We start from the raw sequence: 18,904 nt of genomic DNA, 5'->3' as shown, positions 1-18,904 counted from the left end.
AATGCACGGTATGGCCACGCTTTCCCTTTGCTGTGGCAGCCAGGCTACATCCTCGACCAGCCCGATCGCCTAATTTCTGCCGTGATCGGGCGAGTGCTGGGGATCACAGTAATGAAGAAATTTCTAAGCTCTCTTGCGGCATTCACGGCGCTTTCCGCCGCCGCATCCGCGGCCGACCTACCGCGTCGCGCTCCGCCGCCGGTGTTCACCCCGGTTCCGGTGTTCACCTGGACCGGTTTTTACTTCGGTATCAACGCCGGCTACGGATTTGACGCCAGCAACAGCAACAACAACCGTGGGTTCGTGCAGACCGCCGGCAGCCCGGCCGTTCTGACCGGCGCCGGACTCGTGCCATACCAAGCCCTGGCCCCCAACGGCTCGGTGCTGCTCTACAACCGCAACAACCGCGAAGGATTCTCCGGCGGCGGCCAGATCGGCTACAATTATCAATTCACGCCGGGCTCGGGCGTCGTGGTCGGCTTCGAGGCGGATGCACAATACCTCGATTTCGGTGGCCGTCCGCGCTACGCCACCAACGCTGTGGCGATCAATTCGTCGTTTGTCCCGGTCAACGGCACGCTGAACACGCTGGACTTCTTCGGCACCGTGCGCGGCCGCCTCGGCTACGCCTTCGACCGGACCCTCGTGTACGCCACCGGCGGCTTCGCCTATGCCACCGGCGACCAGGGCACCCAGGGCGTGGCGCTCCAGAACTTCGCTGGCAATCGCGATAACTTCAAGACTGGCTGGACAGTCGGCGGCGGCGCCGAGTTCGCGCTGCCCACCGACTCGTTCCTGAACTTCTTCCGGTCGTCGGCCGTGACGTTCAAGGTCGAAGGTCTGTACGTGAGCCTCGACCGCAACCGCACCGGCCTCCCGCTGGTCGGCGCCGCCGTGACCGGCGCTGGCGTCCTGCCGGTCTACGCGGTCGCCACATCGACCCAGAACACGAACGACTTCGCCGTCGTCCGCGCCGGCCTGAACTACAAGTTCGGCTCTTATTGAGACCGGACGAAGAGGCCCCGGTTGGCGCCCGGGACCTCAAGGTATTGGGGTCTTGAAACCGAGAAAGCCCGGCCGCGAGGCCGGGCTTTCTTTTGTCGTTCCGGCGAATCGCTCAGGCGGTCTGTGCGCCGATCCAGCGCGAGAGGTCGCCCTTCGGGGCGGCGCCGACTTTCTGGTCCACCCGCTCGCCGTTCTTGAACAGCAGCAGCGTCGGAATCGAGCGGATGCCGTATTGCGCGGCGATCTGCGGGTTCTCGTCGACGTTGACCTTGGCGATCTTGACCTTGCCCTGAAGGTCGGTGGCGATCTCCTCCAGCGCCGGCCCGATCTGGCGGCAGGGGCCGCACCACTCCGCCCAGAAATCCACCACAACGGGCTCGGCGGACTTGAGAACGTCCTGCTCGAAGCTCGCGTCGGTCACTTTCACCGTCGCCATAACGTCACCTTTCGCAAGTGGCTGCCCGTCAGGCAGCCTCGAGCGGGCAGGGGCCCGCGCAGTCCGGACAGAATTGGCGACGGGCCGGCGCCCGGTCAAGAAGTCCCGCCGGCCGCATAGGGCGGCGGCCCCGTGAGGGCACCGCCGTGTGCGCTGGCGCATGTCGCTCCTGGCGCGGGTGCGTGTGGCATCCGACCGATAGTCGGAAGCCGTGAGGTCACGCGGGTGGTCGCCGCCCCGCAAACGCACCGGCGATCTCGATGAACCGGACCCAGCGAGATCGGGTCTCAGGTCGGTACCAAGCCGATCGTCTCCAGGGCGGCCTCCGCTTGCGCCGCGCTGAGCGTTCGGACCACCGGGCCGGAAGTCCAGATCAGCATCGGGCGGATCGTGCGTCCGGGATAGATCTGGGCCAGAAGCCGCGCGTAGAGGGCGATCTGCGCCGCCTCTGCGGCTGGCAATGCATCATTCTCTGCCGGCGGGCGCCCGGTCTTGAAGTCGGCGATCCTGACCGTATCGGCCGTCACCGCCAGACGATCCACGCGGCCCTGGACCACGCGCTCGGTGCCGCCCGCCCATACACGTCCCGAGAGGCTGACCTCGGCACGGGCTTCCGGCGCGAAGAGGTGGGCCAATTCCGGATCGTCGACGATGCGCAGCACCGATCGGACGATCCCGTAGGACGCCGGCCGGGCCAGGCCGGGTGCCCGCGCTCGCACGAAGGCGATCCCCGCCGCCTCGCGGCGCTCCGGCTCGACCCGCGGGAGGTGCTGCAACAGGGCGTGGATCAGGATGCCGCGCCGCCTCGCCTGAGCATCCGCCAGGCGCGGCGGCGGCACCCGCGAGCCGTCCGCCGCCTGAAGGACGCCGGACGGGTTGAGGGTGGCAATCTCGGGCTCCGGCGGCACCGGACTGCGCAGCCAGTGCGGTTCCGGTCCCTGGGCCGCGGCCGGCGGGGCCGCGTCGATCAGCCGGATCGTCTCGGGGCCGTCGTGCCACAAGGTGGCGGGGCCGTAGGACAGCTCGATCGCCTGTCCGGCGCCCAGGGCGGCCTCCAAGCCGGCCCGGACCATCCGGCACCAAGCCGCCTCGCTCTCGCGCTCGTGGCCCCGGAAGGGCGCCACGATGAGCCGGTCGGCGGCCCGTGTCATCGCCACGTAGAGCAGGCGGTTGTGCTCCTGACGCGCCCTGGCCAGCAGGGCCGCACGGGCTTCGCCGGCGGCCGCGCAATCCTGCGTCTTCCCGCTCGACCAGACCGGGGGCAGCGCCTTGCCGGCCGCCGGGAGCGGCAGCAGCGGCGGGTCGTTGCGTCCCAATGGTTCGCAGCCGTCGATCACCACGACGACCGGCGCCTCCAGGCCCTTGGCTCCGTGCACGGTCATCACCCGCACCTCGTCGCGGCCCGATTCCATGTCCCGCTTGACTGTGTGACCGGCCTCGCTGCCCACGTAGCGCGCCAGGAAGCCGCCGAGCGACGGCGCATCCTCGCCAGTCTCGGCCTGGGCGGCGGCGGCCAGGAACACGTCGATGGCATCGCCCGCCTCGCCGCCGAGCCGGGCCACCAGCTTCGCCCGGCCGCCCAACGGCCCGAGGAGCCGCGCATAGAAGCCGAACGGGCCGTGAGATCCCGCCAGTGCGATCCACCGGGCGAGCGCCGCGAGCCCGCGGATCGCCGCCGCGTCGCCCGCATCGGCCTGACGGTGCAGGGCGTCTTCCAGAGTTTCCGACAGGTCGCGGCGGGCGGCGACGCGGACGAGATCCTCGTCGGTGAGCCCGACCAGCGGCGTCTTGAGCGCGGTGGCGAGGGTCAGGTCGTCGGCAGGGAGCAGCCCCGCCCGGCCCGCGGCGACGAGGTCGGCCACCGCGATATGGGCCGAGACCTCGAGCCGGTCCTGCCCGGCCACAGGGACGCTGAGCCCTTTCAGGGCGCGGATCACCTCCTCGAAGGCCGGTCCGCGCTTGCGGACCAGGATCAGCACATCCCCGGGACGCCAGACGCGGCCGGTCGCGTCCCCCCGGGTCGTCCAGGTCCGCACGGCCTGCGCCACCCGCCGGGCAGTGACGATCGCCGGGGCGCTGGTCTCGGGCGCGTCCACCGGGGCGGTCCAGGCATCCGGCTCGGGTGCCGGCTCAGGCTCGACGATCGGCCACAGCTCGACTGCCCCGGGTGCGCCGGGCCGCGCGCTGGCATGGACGGTCTTGCGCACGGAATCTTCGAAAGACAGACCCTCATTGTGCGAATCGAGCGCGAACACCGCGTCGACGGCGCGGAGGACCAGACCTGTCGAGCGGAACGACAGTGTGAGCGGGACGTCCTCGAAGGTGAGCCCGGCCGAGCGCGACTCCGCGATCCAGGCCGCCCTGGTGAGGGCGAATTCCCTGGGCTCTGCGCCCTGGAAGCCGTAGATCGACTGCTTCGGATCGCCCACCGCGAAACGGGTGCGGGTGCCGGTGCGGGCGCCCTCGCCGGCGGCGAATTCCTGCGTGATCGCCCGCAGGATCTCCCACTGCTCCGGGTTGGTATCCTGTGCTTCGTCGACCAAGACATGGTCGATACCGCGATCGAGCTTGTACAGGACCCAGCCGGCCCCGACCCGCGCCAGCAGGTCCAGGGCCTTGTGGATCAGATCGTCGAAGTCGAGGGCGCCGAGGCGGCCCTTCTGCGCCTCGACCCGGCGGTGGATCTCGGCGGCGAGCTGGAACAGCGCCTGCGTGCGGGCATGCGCCCGGGCGGCGCGCAGGCGGTCGAACAGGGGCGTCAGCCGGTCGCGCTCTACGATCAGCGCCTCCCTGGTGGTCGCCGGGACGCTCTTGGTGCCGAGGCTGCCGTCCGCCTTGGACTCGTCCTTCTGGGTGAAGAACACCGCGCGGTAGAGGTCGAGCGCCTCGGACCGGTCGGCCGAGCCCTCGGATCGCGCCCGCTCGGCTTCCGCGGCGGCCAGCGCGTCGGCGAGCTTCTCGTCGTTGGCCTTGCCGGTGCGGAGGCCCTCGATCAGGGAAGCCCGCTCCTCCGGCCGGCATCCGGGTCCGCCGTCGAGGATCGCGGCCTCGATCCGCTCCGCCGTCTCCTCGGCGGCGAGCCCCAGCGCCCCGTGCAGGCGCGCGAAGGCACCCTCCAGGCCGGCACAGTCGCCGATGAGGCTGCGGGCGCGCATCGCCTGGCGGATCGCGGCCCGCAGGGTATCGCCCGTGGCCTCCGGGGTGACCCGGGCGAGGGCGGCGCTGAGCGGCGTGTCGCCGTTCGAGACCGCGTCGGCCAGCACGTTGGCCGTCTCGATGTCGAAGATCTCCCGCGCCTTGGTCTCGTCGAGCACCACGAACCGGGCCGGCACATTCGCCTCGAACGGGAACATGTGCAGGAGCCGCTCGCACAGCGCGTGCAGGGTCTCGATCTTCAGGCCGCCCGGCGTCTCCACCGCCCGGGCGAACAGGCGCCGGGCCATGCGCAGCCGCTCCGCATCGGCACGCTCGCCGGTCAACTCGCTGAGTTCGGCCGCCAGCGCCGCGTCGTCCAGGGTCACCCAGCGCCCGAGCAGCCGGAACACGCGGATTGCCATGTTGGCGGCGGCCGCCTTGGTGAAGGTCAGGCACAGGATACGCCCGGGCGGGGCGCCGTCGAGGAGCAGGCGCACCACCCGGTCGGTGAGCACCTTGGTCTTGCCGGCGCCGGCATTGGCCGAGACCCAGGCCGAGGCGCGGGGGTCGGCCGCCCGGCGCTGGTTGGCGCGAGTCAGGTCGTCGACGACGAAGGGGCGGAGGGTCGGGGTGCTGGCGCTGCTCAACGGTCCTGTCCGGGTCGGCTGCGGCACCTCTCTACAACAGAAACGCGTTCGCGGACCGCCCAAGGCGTCACACCGGGCGCTGCGGGATTGCCCCGGGCGCGGCTGGGCCGCATGGATGCGGAACACGTTCCCTGATCATCCGCCCACGCCACCGAAATCGCCCGTGACCCAGCCGACATCCGAGCCGGCGCGCCCGCCGATCCGCTTCCGCGGCCGCTCCTTCATGGCCACCGTCCTGGCGCCGGTGCCGCCCGTGGCCGAGTGGCTCGGCGACCTTGACGCCCTGAACCGGCGCGCACCCAACTTCTTCGCCGGCCGGCCGGTGATCCTCGATCTGGCAGGGCTGCGGCTCACCCGAGAGGATCTCGACGGGCTGCTCGCGGAACTCGCCGCGCGCAACATCGCGATCCTGGGCATCGAGGGCGCGCCCCCGTCTATCCTGTCTCCCGAGCTGCCGCCGGCCCTGTCTGGCGGGCGCCCGGCGGGCGAGATCGACACCCCCGGCGAGGCCCCGCCGACCGAGCCGCAGCCCAGAGAGAACGCGGCCCGCTCGCTGATCCTCGACGCGCCGGTGCGCTCGGGGCAGACCGTGCTGCATCTTGAGGGCGACGTGACCGTGCTGGGCGCCGTGGCCTCGGGAGCCGAGGTGATCGCGGGCGGCTCGATCCACATCTACGGCGCTCTGCGCGGCCGGGCGGTGGCGGGCGCCGCCGGCAACCCGGCCGCGCGAATCTGGTGCCGCCGTTTCGAGCCGGAGCTGGTGGCGATCGATGGCCTCTACCGCGCCGCCGACGACCTCGACCCGACCTTTCGGGGGCAGGCCGTGGAGGTGCGGCTGGTTGAGGATGCGATCAAGCTGAGCTTGTTCGAGCGGGGATGAGTGGAAGCAGGAATGCCGTCCAAGGATTGACCGCTGCACTGGCCAACATCCGCGGGCGACCCGGACGGCCTGACGGACGCTCGCAACGAGCCTCTTCGATCTTGGAATTCACGCATTCGGCGCCGCAGATGCTTCGACTTCGGGCGCGTGGACAGCCTCCCGCGGCCGGCAGAGCGTTCCAAGGTATTGCCAAGGTGTTGCCTCGGCTGGAAGTGGCAGGTCATGGCCATGCCGGCATCAATCAAGCTCGACGACACGCTGAAAGGCCGGGTCAAGCATCTTGCGGAGACCTATCGCCGCGCGCCCCTGGATCATGCGCGAAGCCATCGTGCAGGACGTCGAGCGCGAGGAAAGTCGCGAATCCCTGCGGCAGGATACGTTGAAGGCATGGGAAGATTCCCAGGCGACCGCCCTGCGCGCAACGACCGCGAAGGTCGATAGATGGCTGGCGAGTTGGGGAACTGAGAACGAGCCGCCGACGCCGGAAGGCCACGAGTGGTTTTCGCCCCGGCGGCACTCCGTGACCTCGAACGCCTCCGTGCATTCCTGCGTCCCAAGAGTCCATCGGCCGCTAAGCGCGCCGGTGAAGCGATCATCCAGGGTGTGCAGGATCTCGGCGCGCATCCCCGAAAGGGACGGATGATCGATATCCTGCCCGAGCCGTATCGGGATTGGCTTATCGAATTCGGAGGTATCGGCTGGGTAGTCCGCTAACGCGTCGACGACGTGGTCACGATCTCGGCCGTACGGCCCTTGAAGGAGGCGGGGTCTTGACGGGGCGGTCACGTGGTCCGTTTCTGTATTGGGCGTGACCGTTCGCGAACGAGACCCGCGTCGACCTCGCGACGGTAGAAACCGGCGATTTTCGCCTGCGGCAGACGGATGTATCCGAGACACGCGTTCCGAGGGGGTCATCGGGGATTGGTCAGGCAATTCGTCGGATCGAAATTTTGACCGCCGACGGCAAGACGCGCTTCGCATTTCGACCCGTGGTGGGTCCGAGTTCCGGTGGCACCGCGCCGATACAATCAGCGGCTTCAGTATCGAAAAACTGATTTTTTACAAAAACTTGACGTGGATCGGCGCTGCGCGTTCGAACGATCGATCCGTGTCGGAAGGCCGTGCGGCTGCAGGTTGTGGGGCGACAGTGGTGTCCCGGCTGCGCGAACCCCGGGGTCAACCGGATACCAGGATCCCGGCAGAATTTGCCGACCGGATCCAAAACTTAACTCTTCGGTAACCATGCCAGCCGTCAATGGACCGGTAAGGACTCTTAACGGGCCGACATGAGCGAAACCCTCCCCGAGCCGATCGACCCGGAGACCGCCCCCGCGGCGGCTCCCGCGCCCCGGCCGCTCAGCCTTCGCGGGCGGGCGTTCAAGGGCCTGGCCCTCACCCCCGAGCCGCCGCTTCCCGAGTGGCTTGCGGGTCTCGACGCGGCGCTGAAGCGCTCGCCGACCCTGCTGAAAGGCCGGGCCGTGATCCTGGACTGCGCCCAGCTCAAGCCTGAGCCGGACGCGCTCGAAATGTTAATGGCCGAGCTCAAGGCCCGCGGCATCGCGGTCCTGGGAATCGAGGGCATCGAGACCGTTGCCGCCGGGTTCCCGCCGCTGCTCGTGCAGGGGCACCCGTCCGACAAGGTCGAGATCCCCGCGGCGCCCGCCGAGCCGGAGCCTCAGGTGGTCACCTCGATCACCGTGGAGGGCTCGGTCCGTTCCGGCCAGAGCGTGATCAATCCCACAGGCGACGTTACCGTGATGGGGTCGGTCTCCTCGGGGGCCGAGATCCTGGCCGGCGGCTCGATCCACGTTTACGGCGCCCTGCGCGGTCGCGCGATCGCCGGAGCTGCGCGCAATCCGCGCGCACGAATCTACTGCCGCAAATTCGAGCCCGAGTTGCTGGGGATCGACCGCCTCGTGCGGACGGCGGAGGACATGGGCACGGCCCTGCGCGGCAAGGCCGCCCAGGTCTGGCTCGATGGCGGCAACATCCGAATGGCAAGCTTAGACTAGTAAGCTCTGGATCAAGGGAGATCGACGCGTGGCAAAGGTTCTCGTCGTCACATCGGGCAAGGGCGGCGTCGGCAAGACGACGACGACCGCGGCCCTCGGAGCGGCCCTCGCGCAGGGCGGACAGAGCGTGTGCGTGGTCGACTTCGATGTCGGTCTGCGCAACCTCGACCTGGTCATGGGCGCCGAGCGCCGGGTGGTCTACGACCTCATCAACGTGGTCAACGGCGACGCGAAGCTCCCGCAGGCCCTGATCAAGGACAAGCGTCTGGAGACCCTGCACCTGCTGCCGGCCTCGCAGACCCGCGACAAGGACGCGCTCACCGACGCGGGCGTCGCCCGGGTCATGGAGGAGCTGCGCGACCGGTTCGACTGGGTGGTCTGTGACTCGCCGGCGGGCATCGAGCGCGGCGCCCAGCTCGCCATGCACCACGCCGACGTGGCGGTGGTCGTGACCAATCCCGAGGTCTCCTCGGTGCGCGACTCCGACCGGATCATCGGCCTGCTCGATTCCAAGACCGCCAAGGCGGAAAAGGGCGAGGAGATGGAGAAGCACCTGATCCTCACCCGCTACGACCCGACCCGGGCCGACCGCGGCGACATGCTGAAGACCGAGGACGTGCTCGACATCCTGTCGATCCCGCTGCTGGCGATCATCCCCGAGAGCCAGGAGGTGCTGCGCGCCTCGAACCTCGGCTGCCCGGTCACCCTCAATAATCCCCTCTGCGCCCCGGCGCGGGCCTACGCCGATGCGGCGCGCCGGCTGAAGGGCGAGAACGTGCCGATGAGCCTGCCGACCGAGCGCAAATCCTTCCTCGACAAGCTGTTCATGCGGAGGGCGGCATGAGCATCCTGGGCATCTTCCAGAAGCGTAATTCCGGCGCCGTTGCCCGCGACCGCCTGCAGCTGATCCTCGCCCACGAGCGCGCCGAGTCGGGGCGTCCCGACCTGGTGATCCAGCTTCGCGAGGAGATCCTGGCGGTGATCGCCAACCACGTCTCGGTCGAGCCCGACAAGGTGAAGGTCACCCTGGAGCGCGGCGAGGGTGTCTCGACACTGGGCCTCGACATCGAGCTTCCGCTCGGTGCCTCGGCCAAGCTCGACGCGAAGCTGGCGGCCAAGCTCGCCGAAGTCGCGGCAAACAAGGGCGGGCAGAAGGCGGCCTCGAAGAAGGCCGCTTGAGCGGGACCCGGACCGTCACCGCCGGCACAAGACTGCGCGAGCCGCGCCCGCTGAGCCGGGCGCGGCTTCGTCCTGTCCGGTCTCGACCGTGCGGGACACCGCCCCATCTCTCAGCCCCGGGGAGACCACAGCCGCGGAGATGGCCATGCCGAGCGCAACCACCGACGACGGGATCCGGCTTCACTACGAGGCATGTGGCCGCGGGACGCCGCTGATCTTCGTTCACGAATTCGCTGGCGACCACCGCAGCTACGAGGCGCAGCTCCGCCATTTCGGCCGGCGATACCACGCCATCGCGTTCAACGCCCGGGGCTACCCGCCCTCCGATGTGCCGGATTCCGTCTCGGCCTATTCGCAGGCGCGCGCCGCCGACGACATCCTGGCGATCCTCGATCATGTCGGCGCCCCCCGCTCCCACGTCGCCGGGATCTCGATGGGCGCCTTCGCGACCCTGCATTTCGGGCTGCGGCACCCCGATCGCGCCCTGTCGCTGTGCCTGGGCGGCTGCGGCTACGGCGCAGAGCCCGACCGGCAGGCGATGTTTCGCGCCGAGGCCGACGCCACGGCGGAGATCCTGCGCCGCGACGGGATGGCGGCCTTCGCCGAGCGCTACGCCTACGGGCCGACCCGGGTGCAGTTCGAGAACAAGGACCCGCGCGGGCACGCCGAGTTCAGGCGCATGCTGGCCGAGCATTCCGCGCTCGGGTCGGCCAACACCCAGGCCGGCGTTCAGAAGGGGCGGCCCTCACTCTACGACCTGCAGGACGCGATGGCGCGGATGAGCGTCCCGACCCTGATCGTCTCCGGCGATGAGGACTGGCCCTGCCTCGCCGCGAGCCTGATGATGAAGCGGGTCATCCCGTCCGCGGCCCTGGCGATCCTGCCCAATACCGGCCACGCGCTCTCCATCGAGGAGCCCGACGCCTACAACCGCCTGCTGGACGCGTTCCTGACGCAGGTCGAGAGCGGTCGCTGGCCGATGCGCGACCCGCGCGCGATCTCGGCGACCATCACGGGCATTAAGGGCTGACCGGAACCCGCGGGATGAGACGGAACCGCGCCAGCCGGTCCGGCTGGGTCGTCACCACCGCGTGCGGCAGGATCGGCTCGCGATCCTCCAGAACCAGCCGGAACCGCGCCAGCAGCCGCGCCAGCGACAGCACCGTCTCGGTCAGCGCGAATTGCGCGCCGATGCAGACCCGCGGGCCGGCCCCGAACGGCAGGTAGGAAAAGCGTGCCGGCGGGTTCGCGCCGGGCAGGAAGCGCCCCGGGTCGAAGGCCTCGGGATCCGACCAGAGACCCCGATGCCGGTGCAGCACCCAGGGGCTCACCATCACGATGTCGCTCTTCCTCACCGGATGGCCCGCAACGCTGTCCGGGCCGAGCGCCCGGCGGACGATGACGAAAGCGGCCGGGTACAGGCGCAGGGTCTCGTCCACCACCGCCCGGATGAGCGGCAGGCGCCCGTCGCTCTGGCAGCCGGTCGGGTCCGTGAGGTCGGCGCCGCGCGCCTCGATGGCGACGCGTTCCTGCAATTCGGGCGCGAGCGCCAGCATGTAGGCGGCCCAGAACAGGGTGCCGGCCGTGGTCTCGTGGCCGGCCAGGATCATGGTGGCGACCTGGTCGCGCAGCTCGGAAGGGCTGAACGGGGCGTCGGTGTCCGGGTTGCGGGCGGCGGTGAGCAGATCGAGCAGGTCGCCGGAGCGGCCCTCGTCGCGGGTCGAGGCCCGGCGCGCCGCGATGATCCGGTCGAGGAACGGGATCCAGCGCCGCCGGAACCGCGCCCGTGACCAGTCCAGCGGCACTGGCCAGCCCGGCGGGATCACGATGTCGAGCAGGTGCGGCCGGCCGATCTTGACGCTGTAGGCGGCGATGAATCGGCGCAGCTCCGCGCCGTACTGGTCCATGCCCACCGAGAACATGCTGCGCCCGGCAATCTCGAGGGCGAGCCGGTGGAAGGCCGTGAACAGGTCGATCGGTCCCGCCGCAGCCTCGGCGGCGATCCGCTCCATCCCGCCGGTGACGGCGGCGGCGATGTGGGGCACCAGCCCGTCGATCGCCCGGGGGGTGAAGGCCGGCGCCAGGGTACGCCGCTGATGGCGCCAGGCCGCGCCCTCGCTGATCAGAAGACCGTCGCCCAGGATCGGGCGCAGGATGCGCAGAGTCCCGGTAGTACGCGCGTAATTGGCCTGATTCTCCACAAGGACCCGGCGAATCGCCTCGGGATCGTTCAGGACGAGGCTCGAGCGTCCGAGCAGGCTCCGGCGCGTCACCAGCTCCTCGAAGGCGCGCCGAGGGAAGCCGCCCAGGCCGTTGTCGCGGATCGACCGCAGATAGGCCGGGAGCGGCAGCTCCAGCTCCGGCGGGGACCGGTGCGGCGGCACCAGGCGTGGCAGGCCGGCGAGGCTCGCGGTCATCCGGTCCGAACTCGCGATCGCGTCCAATAGCAGGGGCATGCCGGGCGATCCTGTGCCGGAGACGGGATGCGGTGTAAACCGCAGGGCCGCGCCTCGGAGGCGGATCAGGCCGGCGTCACTCTGCGGCGGTGCGCAGGCGCGCCTCGGCGGGCCGGAGTGCCAGCCGCGCAGGGAATTGGGCGGCGTCGGCCTCGGCCGAGACGCTGGCGACGACGCTTCCCCGCGGCAGGACCGCCGATGTGACTTCGAGCAGCGTCTCCACGCCGCGATCCAGATGCTCGCTCACCCGGTCGACCACCAGGATCTCCGGGTCTCGCAGGAGCGCCCGCGCCAAGCCGATCCGAATGCGCACGCGCTCGGTCAGGAGCTGGCCCCGGTTGCCCACCTCCTTCTCGAGGCCGCGCCGCTGGATCCCGCGCTCCAGGTCGAACGCGCGGAACACCGCCCGGGCCTCCCGCTGGATGATCGCCTCGCCGTGCATCCGCGCCGTGTCGATGCGGCCGAACAGCAGGTTGTCGAGCACGGTGCTGCGCGGGTTAATCCGATTCGGATCGTAGGATTCGATGTCGCAGCCGTCATGATCGTGCATGAAGTCCTGCACCACGCCGCGCGCTCCGACGATGCGGCGCTTGAGCGGATGATCGAGCAGGCCGAAGCGCATCCGAGGCTCGACATACGCGAGGGCCAGCGCAAGGAAGGCCACGCTGTCGTCCTGGTCGAGGCGCCCCTCTGCGGGCAGGCGCGCGAGCCGGCTCAGGTAGTCCGGCAGTGCATCGGCGGTGATCAGCGAGAAGCGCCGGAACAGGGGGTGGCCAGGGGGGACGTCGCTGAAGATGTCCTTCAGTGTGCGGGCGATCGCGACGCCCATGCGGTCGAGCTCGTCGAGCAGTTTCACCTTCTCCAGCGCCTGCCGGAAGAGCTGCACGCCCGCGAGCCGGCGCGGATCCGTCAGGGACGGGTCGCGCGGCACGCCGAACATCAGGTTCTCCGCCACCGTCGCCTGCTCGTTGTAGCGCCCGCGCGCGAACGGGATCACCAGATCGGCGAGCCCGTTCTGCGCGAAATGCTCGCGCAGATGCTCGCGGGCGGCGATCATGCGCTGGCCCGCCGGCGTGTCGTGGACGACGGAGCTGAGGGCGCCGAGACCGAACCGGTACAGATCGTCCCCCAGGTCGAGGCGGCCGAGAAGGTCGAGGATGCGCAGGTCGAGTTCCACGGGGTCGCGGACGCCGAGCTGCGCGTAGTCAATCCATGGATCGTCGATGCTGTCGAAGGGATTGCCGGTCTTCACCGCTTCGTTGATGCGCGCCTTGCTCAGGTCGATCCCATTCTTGCGCAGCGGGCGGGTGCGCAGGCCGTAGAGCACGTTGTCGCGCAGCGTCCCGGGGAACAGCACCGGTTCAAGGCCGGCGAACGCGATGCGGTGGGCGTGCGTCGACCGTGGCAGGATGGACAGATCGTGCTCTCCGACCCGGATCGTGCCGCTCGGTGCGCTCCGCAGGCCCCCGAGAACCTGCACGAATTCCTGGGCGAGGGGGCCGGGCGGTACCAGGGCTAGGTGGCCGGGCAGGCCGGCCTCTACGTCGCCGACCTCGATCGGGACGCCTCCCTGCGGATCGCGCAGCGCGAGTCCCTCGATCCGGAGCGGGCTGCCGAGAAGCGGCGGCGACTTCCGGGTCTCGCGCTCCGCCGGCCGGAGGCGCTGCGGCCCGAAATGGGCCGCCACGGTCTCGTACTTGACCTCGACGTCGAGGCGCTGCTGATCCCAGTCAATCAACTCCTTCAGGGGCGGCGGCAGGTCGCGATACGCGGCGAGGACCGCCACCAGCTGGCCGATATCGAGCTCACCCTTCAGGGCGAACACGCCGCCGATCGCGTAGAACAGGAACGGCGTCACCTGCGCGAGCAGATTGTTGAGATATTTGACCGCAAACTTCCGCCGGTAGATGCGCAGGCGCAGGTCGTAGAGGCTGTAGAGCCGGCCGCCGACCTCCGCCCGCTCCCAGCGCCCGGTGTCATTGAGCGTCACGGCCGGCAATCCGTCGAGCACCTCGGCGACCCGGCCGGCGAGGTTGCGCGAGGCGATCTGGCGCTGGCGGCTGAGCCGGATGATCTCGCGCCGCAGCCGCGGGATCACGGTGATCTGCACCGCCACCATGCCGCCGGCTGCGAGGCCGAGCCACACGTTCTGCATCATGATGAAGGCCAGCGCGGTGGCCGCCTGCGTGCCGAGGAACACCGGCACCACGATCGCATCGCCGATGAACGAGCCGATCGGCTCGACCTCGTCGCGGATGATGGTCGCCGTCTCGGAGGATTTCACCTCGCGCTGCGCCTCCGGCGTGAAGCGCAGCATCAGCGAGAACAGCTGGAAGCGCAGCCGGCGGAGCATGCGCTCGCCGAGCACGCCCTTCTGGAGGTTGATCCAGAACTTGAACGCGCCGTTGATCAGCACGAGGCCCAGGAACAGCGTCGAGAGGCCGAGCAGCAACTCGAATCGGTCGAGCTGGAAACCTTCGAACAGCCGCGTCGTCCCGCCGCCCAGCACGTCCGGCCACTGAACGGTCATCTCGAGAAAGGGAGCGGTCGCCTCGCCGTGGGCGAAGGCCTTGCCGGTAATCGCGTCGTTGACGATGCGCTTGGGCAGGTCCAGCGAGGCGAAGTAGAACGGAAGCGAAGCCAGAACCACGGCGCAGATCTTCAGCTGCTCGGCCTTGGAGTAGCGCCATATGTACGGAAAAAGTCGCGGCTCAAGCTCGCGCATCGTGTCCTTCCGACGAGGGTCCTGGTGGTTAAGTTGATGTCGAATCGTCGCACACTTACGCGTGGATACAGTAAATGAAAGTCGCGGATCGATCCAACACGGCCGTGGTCGAAACCGGCGCCGCGATCCGACGGCGGTGTCATCGGCATGTCATATAGGGGGTCGCTTAACCGCTGTGGCTGCCGCGGGGTAGGCAATCCTGCCGTGCAGGCGTCGCGGCGCACGGCCCCGCCATGTCGTCAGTGGCCTTGCCGGCGGGCGCGCGTGCTTATATTGCGACGCAACCACCACGACTCCGTACCTCACCCGGCGCGGACGGCCGCGCCGCGCGGTCGCCAGGGAGCCGGCACAACCCGTTTCGGGCCGCCATGAAATTGCGCAACATCGCCATCATCGCCCACGTCGACCACGGCAAGACGACGCTCGTCGACAAGCTGCTGGCCCAGTCCGGCACCTTCCGCGAGAACCAGCGGGTCGAGGAGCGGGCGATGGACTCCAACGACCTGGAGAAGGAGCGCGGAATCACCATCCTCGCCAAGGCGACCTCGGTCGTCTGGGAGGACACGCGCATCAACATCGTCGACACCCCCGGCCACGCCGATTTCGGCGGCGAGGTGGAGCGCATCCTGTCGATGGTCGACGGCGTGATCGTGCTGGTGGATGCGGCCGAGGGGCCGATGCCGCAGACCAAGTTCGTGGTCGGCAAGGCCCTCAAGATCGGCCTGCGCCCGATCGTGGCGATCAACAAGGTTGACCGGCCGGACGCCCGCATCAACGAGGTCGTGAACGAGGTGTTCGACCTGTTCGCGGCGCTCGACGCCACCGACGAGCAGCTCGACTTCCCGATTCTCTACGGTTCGGGCCGCAACGGCTGGATGGCCGACAGCCCCGAGGCGGACCCGTCGGTGGGCCTCGCGCCGCTGTTCGAGCTCGTGCTCAAGCATGTTCCGCCGGCGCGTGTCGAGGACGGCCCGTTCCGGATGCTCGGCACTCTCCTGGAGGCCAACCCGTTCCTGGGCCGGATCATCACCGGGCGCATCGCGTCCGGGACCGTGAAGCCGAACCAGCAGATCAAGGTGCTGTCGCGCGACGGCAAGGTCGTGGAGACCGGCCGCGTGTCGAAGATCCTCGCCTTCCGGGGCCTGGAGCGTGCGCCGATCGATGTCGGCGAGGCGGGCGACATCGTCTCCATCGCCGGCCTGATGAAGGGCACGGTGGCCGACACGTTCTGCGACCCGCAGGTCGACACCCCGATCCAGGCCCAGCCGATCGATCCGCCCACCGTGACGATGTCCTTCATCGTCAACGACTCGCCGCTCGCCGGCACCGAGGGCGACAAGGTCACGAGCCGGATGATCCGCGATCGCCTGTTCAAGGAGGGCGAGGGCAACGTCACGCTCAAGATCGAGGAGGCCGCCGACAAGGACTCCTTCTACGTGTCCGGCCGCGGCGAGCTCCAGCTCGCCATCCTGATCGAGACGATGCGTCGCGAAGGCTTCGAGATCGCCGTCTCCCGCCCGCGCGTCGTCTACGAGAAGGACGAAGAGGGGAACCTGCTCGAGCCGGTCGAGGAGGTGGTGATCGACGTCGACGAGGAACACTCGGGTGTCGTCGTCCAGAAGATGTCGGAGCGCAAAGCCGAGATGCTGGAGATGCGGCCTTCGGGCGGTGACCGGCTGCGCTTGGTGTTCCACGCCCCGACCCGCGGCCTGATCGGCTACCAGGGCGAGCTGCTCACCGACACCCGCGGCACGGCGATCATGAACCGTCTGTTCAAGGCCTACGAGCCGTTCAAGGGCGAGATTGCAGGCCGCCGCAACGGTGTGCTGATCTCCAACGATAAGGGCGAAGCGGTGGCCTACGCCATGTGGAACCTCGAAGATCGCGGCCCGATGATGATTGAGCCCGGCTGGAAGGTTTACCAGGGTATGATCATCGGTGAGCACAACCGCGAGAACGACCTCGAGGTGAACGTGCTCAAGGGCAAGAAGCTCACCAACATCCGCACCACGTCGAAGGATGAGGCGGTCCGCCTGACGCCGCCGATCCGTATGACCCTGGAGCGCTCGCTGGCCTGGATCCAGGACGACGAACTGGTCGAGGTGACGCCGAAGTCGATCCGGCTACGCAAGACCGTGCTGGATCCCAACGACCGCAAGCGCGTGGAGCGGTCGAAGGAGAACGCGGCCTGAGCTGAACGCCCGGTAACGGGCCGCTCAGGCCCGGTTGCTGATGCGCACCTTATTCTGATCCCTGGTCAGGCCCATCGAACCCTCACGCCGGGCGCATTAGCTCGGCGGAGCGGTCCCGAGAGGGCCGCGTGAACCCCCGTGACTCCGATGCCCGTCGCGTTGAATCCCCATCATCCGGTCCGGTCGCCCGCGGCCGAGACGTCCTCCTCCTACCTCGTCGGCCAGGACGGGGAGGGCCATTGGGTGGCCGTCGAAACCGGCGGCAGGGCCGGGGGCCTTTTCCGCACTCGCCAGGACGCGATTCGCTACGCTTGTGTGGAGACAGGCTGCCGCCCGGACGACGTGCCCATGGCGGCGGGGCCGATCCGCTTCAAGCTGTCCTAAGACGGGACCTTCTCGAATCGTCAGTACCAAGAAGGGCGCGGTGGAGACCCCTCCGCGCCCCTGTATTCCGCATGGCCGATCCGTCTAGCTGCCGCCGGGATCAGTCTCGTCATGCTGGGTCTTGCCGCCCTGATGTCCGAGCCCAGGCTTGCCTTCGGTTTTCTCGTTCGGGTCCTTGACCGCGTCCGGAGCGACGTTGGCGGGCTTCTGCGGCTTCGGCTCCGCATCCTCGCGCTCGTTCATGTCTGGTTCTCCCGCTCGGCACGGGCGTGACCGCTCGCGACCTTCTCTCCGGCTGTCGGACCCCGCGATGCCTTCAGGTCGGAATGGCCACCCGACGAGCCGCCCAATGCGGGCGGCGACCGACCGGCTTCACCGGAGCCGCTCCATCCCGCCTTGGGCTCAGTCCTGCCCAGCTCAACGTCACCGATGTCGGTGATCGCCGCCTGCTCGGGCGTCTGGCGGCCGCCGCCCGCGGCGGGGCCGCCGCGCGTGCCGACCGCGTCGTCGGGCTTGCGGGGCACCGTCCCGGGTTCGTTTGTCGGCCCGGCCATCAACGCTTCCCGTCGTCCTGACCGACCGCCGCGGTGGCACGGTCTATCGCCTCGTCCATGGTCGCGGCGATTCCGCTCTCGCCCTCGAGCCTCCTGATGTTCTCAGGCGGGGTCTCCGCCTCCGTGGCGTCGGTGGCGTCGGAACCCGGGGTGCCGGAGGCGATCCGGGCCGCCTGCGCGTCGCCAGCCGGATCCTGCTTCAGGTCGGCCTGCGTTTTGGCGGGGAGCCCCACGTCGAGGGGCGAATCCTGGCCGAGGTCCTGGCCGTTGCGGTCGGCGTAAGCGTCGAAGTCCTTCAGCGACGGCCGTCCTGTCTGCTCTGCCATGGCTCCTGCCTCTTCATCACGTCGTGGCGGAACAACGGGAGCGGGAGATGTGAGTTGCGTCAGGTCGCCGAGCCGCCGACGGCTTCGCCAGAGAGGGTCGGGGGCAGAATGATCGTCGCGTGGTTCTCGCGCGAAGCGGAGCCAGATGTTCATCGCGCCGACGACCCGGCTTGGCCGCCCCTGCTCGCCTTGCCCGTTGCGGCGACCTAACGCATGGATCCCGCGCGTGACGTCAGGGGCCGACGATTTGCGGGACGACGGTCTGCGCCAGTCTCCGAACGGAATCCTCGGCTGCGCCACGACTGTCCGCATTGGCCCGAATCGTCAGCAGGTCGCCGTCGCGCAGGATGACAGCGGTCGAGCCTGCACCTCGCCCCAGGGCATAGACGGTGATCCAGCCGATCGCCGGACCGGCCGGCAAGCCGGAGAGCCGGCAATCGGGGTTTTGCGCGACGCAGAGCGCCTCAAGTGCAGCGAAGGTTGTCTGTCCGGATCGAACACGCTGCTCGGTCCCGTCGGTCATGCGTCCGAGCTGCAAGCCGATGACGCGCGCGCCCCTGCAACTGGAACAGGTCAGGATCAGCCTGTTCGGGTCCGCCTGCACCGTGGATCGAGCGTCGAGGGCGGCCTTGGCCTGTTCCAAAACGGCGCTCAGGTCGTGGATCGCGAAGCCTCCCGCCTGCGCAGCCTGTGCCGTGAGGCAGCAAAGGAGAGCGAGAGCACAGCGCATGCGCAAAGGTCCATCCGGTCGTCGGATTGGCGATAGCGTAACGGTGAACCAAGATAAAGATGGTCGATGTGCCGGTCTTTCCAAGTTCGTGTTCGAATACGGCTCCGCATTTTGCGGCACCAGAACCGAATGAATAATGTTTGTAAGATAATTTTTGTAAGAATGCGATAAATAATTGCAGGCATTTGATATTTTCAATGAAAATTTACGATCGACGGTTAAAGTCGGCGCCCAGAAAGCCGA

16 protein-coding genes and 1 pseudogene are annotated in these 18,904 nt (G+C 68.9%); 9 read left to right on the top strand and 8 right to left on the bottom strand.

The genetic code is table 11. The annotated features are described in order from the left end of the window. Positions 1-111: 111 nt before the first annotated feature. Positions 112-1,005, top strand: coding sequence for an outer membrane protein (locus tag Q8W67_RS16145; RefSeq protein ID WP_305547403.1), 894 nt, complete (start codon positions 112-114; stop codon positions 1,003-1,005). Positions 1,006-1,117: 112 nt separating this feature from the next. Here the strand turns inward: Q8W67_RS16145 and trxA are convergent, their stop codons facing one another. Together trxA and addA are read right to left on the bottom strand one after the other, a co-directional pair. Next, positions 1,118-1,441, bottom strand: a complete 324-nt coding sequence (gene trxA, locus Q8W67_RS16140) for a thioredoxin (protein ID WP_010682902.1) — start codon at positions 1,439-1,441, stop codon at positions 1,118-1,120. Between the two features lie 287 nt (positions 1,442-1,728). Beyond that, positions 1,729-5,223 carry a double-strand break repair helicase AddA gene (gene addA / locus Q8W67_RS16135; RefSeq protein WP_305547284.1) on the bottom strand — a complete coding sequence of 1,165 codons (3,495 nt, stop codon included), beginning with the start codon at positions 5,221-5,223 and terminating at the stop codon, positions 1,729-1,731. A 223-nt stretch (positions 5,224-5,446) separates the two neighbouring features. Between addA and minC (Q8W67_RS16130) the strand changes: the two genes are divergently transcribed. The 7 genes and pseudogenes from minC (Q8W67_RS16130) (at position 5,447) to Q8W67_RS16100 (ending at position 10,324) form a co-directional block, all read left to right on the top strand. Continuing rightward, positions 5,447-6,103, top strand: a complete 657-nt coding sequence (gene minC, locus Q8W67_RS16130) for a septum site-determining protein MinC (RefSeq protein WP_305547401.1) — start codon at positions 5,447-5,449, stop codon at positions 6,101-6,103. A 222-nt stretch (positions 6,104-6,325) separates the two neighbouring features. Continuing rightward, positions 6,326-6,599, top strand: a pseudogene (locus tag Q8W67_RS16125) (CopG family ribbon-helix-helix protein); the annotation flags it as partial. Continuing rightward, complete coding sequence (locus tag Q8W67_RS16120) at positions 6,599-6,817, top strand: type II toxin-antitoxin system RelE/ParE family toxin (RefSeq protein WP_305547282.1); 219 nt, start codon at positions 6,599-6,601, stop codon at positions 6,815-6,817. The pseudogene Q8W67_RS16125 and the gene Q8W67_RS16120, both read left to right, overlap by 1 nt. A gap of 572 nt (positions 6,818-7,389) precedes the next feature. Then, the gene (gene minC / locus Q8W67_RS16115; RefSeq protein ID WP_305547280.1) at positions 7,390-8,115 is read left to right on the top strand and encodes a septum site-determining protein MinC; all 726 of its coding nucleotides are present in this window, start codon (positions 7,390-7,392) and stop codon (positions 8,113-8,115) included. Between the two features lie 28 nt (positions 8,116-8,143). Further along, positions 8,144-8,959, top strand: coding sequence for a septum site-determining protein MinD (gene minD / locus Q8W67_RS16110; RefSeq protein WP_305547278.1), 816 nt, complete (start codon positions 8,144-8,146; stop codon positions 8,957-8,959). Continuing rightward, positions 8,956-9,294, top strand: a complete 339-nt coding sequence (gene minE / locus Q8W67_RS16105) for a cell division topological specificity factor MinE (protein WP_305547276.1) — start codon at positions 8,956-8,958, stop codon at positions 9,292-9,294. The genes minD and minE overlap by 4 nt, the downstream gene beginning before the upstream one ends. A 145-nt stretch (positions 9,295-9,439) precedes the next feature. Next, complete coding sequence (locus Q8W67_RS16100) at positions 9,440-10,324, top strand: alpha/beta fold hydrolase (protein ID WP_305547274.1); 885 nt, start codon at positions 9,440-9,442, stop codon at positions 10,322-10,324. On the opposite strand, the gene Q8W67_RS16095 is transcribed toward Q8W67_RS16100, so the two are convergent. Then, on the bottom strand, positions 10,314-11,750 hold the full coding sequence (locus Q8W67_RS16095) for a cytochrome P450 (protein ID WP_305547272.1): 1,437 nt from the start codon (positions 11,748-11,750) through the stop codon (positions 10,314-10,316). The genes Q8W67_RS16100 and Q8W67_RS16095 overlap by 11 nt on opposite strands. Before the next feature lie 76 nt (positions 11,751-11,826). Then, on the bottom strand, positions 11,827-14,475 hold the full coding sequence (locus Q8W67_RS16090; RefSeq protein WP_305547270.1) for an ABC transporter transmembrane domain-containing protein: 2,649 nt from the start codon (positions 14,473-14,475) through the stop codon (positions 11,827-11,829). Positions 14,476-14,843: 368 nt separating this feature from the next. Between Q8W67_RS16090 and typA the strand changes: the two genes are divergently transcribed. Next, positions 14,844-16,667 carry a translational GTPase TypA gene (typA, locus tag Q8W67_RS16085; RefSeq protein ID WP_305547268.1) on the top strand — a complete coding sequence of 608 codons (1,824 nt, stop codon included), beginning with the start codon at positions 14,844-14,846 and terminating at the stop codon, positions 16,665-16,667. A 468-nt stretch (positions 16,668-17,135) separates the two neighbouring features. On the opposite strand, the gene Q8W67_RS16075 is transcribed toward typA, so the two are convergent. The 4 genes from Q8W67_RS16075 to Q8W67_RS16060 all read right to left on the bottom strand — a co-directional run bounded on the left by Q8W67_RS16075 (position 17,136) and on the right by Q8W67_RS16060 (position 18,661). Next, a complete protein-coding gene (locus Q8W67_RS16075; protein ID WP_305547264.1) occupies positions 17,136-17,294 on the bottom strand; it encodes a hypothetical protein in 159 nt (52 codons plus the stop codon). Continuing rightward, the gene (locus Q8W67_RS16070; protein ID WP_305547262.1) at positions 17,291-17,605 is read right to left on the bottom strand and encodes a hypothetical protein; all 315 of its coding nucleotides are present in this window, start codon (positions 17,603-17,605) and stop codon (positions 17,291-17,293) included. Before Q8W67_RS16070 ends, Q8W67_RS16075 begins: the two co-directional genes overlap by 4 nt. After that, a complete protein-coding gene (locus Q8W67_RS16065; protein WP_305547260.1) occupies positions 17,605-17,931 on the bottom strand; it encodes a hypothetical protein in 327 nt (108 codons plus the stop codon). The genes Q8W67_RS16070 and Q8W67_RS16065 overlap by 1 nt, the downstream gene beginning before the upstream one ends. Before the next feature lie 232 nt (positions 17,932-18,163). Then, positions 18,164-18,661, bottom strand: a complete 498-nt coding sequence (locus Q8W67_RS16060; RefSeq protein WP_305547258.1) for a hypothetical protein — start codon at positions 18,659-18,661, stop codon at positions 18,164-18,166. Positions 18,662-18,904 lie beyond the last annotated feature (243 nt).

Origin of the sequence: Methylobacterium sp. NEAU K (assembly GCF_030700285.1) — a bacterium.
In the GTDB taxonomy this organism is placed as follows: Bacteria; Pseudomonadota; Alphaproteobacteria; order Rhizobiales; family Beijerinckiaceae; genus Methylobacterium.
This window is presented reverse-complemented; position numbering and strand designations above follow the sequence as displayed.